Source organism: Thiohalocapsa sp. (assembly GCF_019695415.1).
Classification (GTDB): Bacteria; Pseudomonadota; Gammaproteobacteria; order Chromatiales; family Chromatiaceae; genus Thiohalocapsa.
Genome location: NZ_JAIFKJ010000045.1, coordinates 1 through 1,943, shown reverse-complemented (window position 1 = coordinate 1,943; position 1,943 = coordinate 1). Strand labels below are relative to the sequence as shown.

Below are 1,943 nucleotides of genomic sequence, written 5' to 3'. Positions count from 1 at the left end.
ATGAGTGTGGTCCATAAGCCGAGATCCCTGATGGCCGTGGGTGTTTCTTAGGAAGTTGTCCCCTCGGTCAGACCGTCCACCGGGGGCTCGAACCATGACTGATGAAACCGCCCTATGACGCCGCCGTGCGGGCCGCGATCCGCAAGCGGATGAGCCCGCCGAACCGGGAGAGCGTGGCCGCGATCGCCCGCTCCACCGGCATCACCACCCAGACCCTCTACAACTGGCGCGCCCAGTGGCAGAAGGAGGGTCAGCTGGTGCCAGCCACCAGCAAGGCGCCGGAGCAGTGGAGCCCTGCCGACAAGCTGGCGGCCGTGATCCAGTCCGCTGGGCTGAGTGGATCCGATCTGGGCGCCTTCTGCCGGGAGCGGGGTCTTTACCCGAAACAGCTTGCCCGCTGGCGGCAGGCCGCCGAGGATGCCAACAGCCCCACGGCTCCCTCGATGTCCGATCACAAGGAGCTGCAGCGCAAAAACCAGGAGCAGGCCCGCGAGATCCGGCGCCTGGAGCGGGAACTCCGCAAGAAGGAGAAGGCCCTGGTTGAGGCTGCGGCGCTGCTCATGGTCTCGGAAAAGTGCAAGGCCCTCTGGCCGCAGGACGGGGAGAGCTGATCGCCCCGGACGATCGCCGGAGGGCCGTGGACCTGCTGGAGATGGGCACCGCCGCCGGGGCGCCGGCGAGCGGCATCGCCCGCATCCTGGGTGTGTCGCCCCGCACGCTCAGGCGCTGGCGGGAGGAGATCCGCTGCAGTGGCAGCAGCATCGATGGCCGCAAGGGCGCTCCGAGGCGGGTGGCGCACAAGCTCACTGCCGAGGAGCGCCAGCAGGTGATCGACACCGTCAATGATCCGCGTTTTGCCGATCTGACGCCTGCCCAGATCATCGCCATCCTGGCGGAGGAAGGTGTCTACATCGCCTCGGAGATGAGCTTCTACCGCATCATGCGGGAAGAAGGCCTGCTGCACCATCGCGGCAGCACCAGACCACCACGTGAGCCGCGTCCTGTCCCCAGGCTGGAGGCCAGCGGGCCGAACCAGATCTGGAGTTGGGACATCACCCTGCTGCCCAGCAGAACCAAAGGCCAGTGGCACTATCTCTACATGGTGATGGATGTCTGGAGCCGCAGGATCGTGGCGGCTGAAGTGCATGATCGCGAATGCGGCAAGTTGGCCGCAAGGCTGATCGAGACCGCCTGCCGCGCCGAGGGTCTCGGGGAAGACCAGCAGCCCGTTCTGCACTCCGACAACGGCGGTCCGATGCGTTCGTTCACGCTGGCGGCCAAACTTCGGGACCTGGGGATCGACCAGTCGTTCTCACGTCCGCGGGTGAGCAACGACAACCCCTTCTCGGAAGCACTGTTCCGCACACTCAAGGTCCACCCGAGCTACCCAGCGCGCTGGTTCCGGAGCCTGGAGGCCGTCATCGAGTGGGTGAGGTCATTCGTTGCCTGGTACAACGGCGAACACCGCCACAGCGGGATCAAGTACGTGACGCCCAACCAGCGGCATCACGGCCATGCCGACGCGATCTGTGAGGTACGACGGCGCACCTATGAGAAGGCCTATCGGCTGCATCCAGCACGATGGAGTCGCCACCAGCGCTGCTGGAAGCAACCCGAAGTCGTGTGGATCAATCATCCACGCCCTGTCGATCTTCTTGCCGCCTGAGAGAGGCAGAAACCAGGCCCCCGTGGTCGTCCGATCCCGCCCCCGCAGGGCGGGATCGGTAACGGCCGCGATCAGGGGCCGTCGCCCCAACCATCAACCAGGATCAGCCAATGTTGCGAACAAAGTTGGAGCCACGGGCTCCATGAGCAGCCGACATCAGTAAACTGCGTTCAGGTGCTCAGCTCAAGCACCGCGAGCGGACAACAACGCTGATAGGCACCGTCTCCCGCTGGTCCTGGGCGCGGAGCTTCTCGAGCTCCTTCTGCTCTTTCAAGGT

The 1,943-nt window shown here is 65.3% G+C and carries 2 protein-coding genes; both read left to right on the top strand.

What is annotated here, in order from left to right:
* Positions 1–101 precede the first annotated feature (101 nt).
* Positions 102–611: a transposase gene (locus I6U14_RS00550; RefSeq protein WP_296896002.1), complete on the top strand. Its 510-nt coding sequence runs from the start codon at positions 102–104 to the stop codon at positions 609–611.
* The gene (locus tag I6U14_RS00545; protein ID WP_296896001.1) at positions 575–1,666 is read left to right on the top strand and encodes an IS3 family transposase; all 1,092 of its coding nucleotides are present in this window, start codon (positions 575–577) and stop codon (positions 1,664–1,666) included. The genes I6U14_RS00550 and I6U14_RS00545 overlap by 37 nt, the downstream gene beginning before the upstream one ends.
* Positions 1,667–1,943 lie beyond the last annotated feature (277 nt).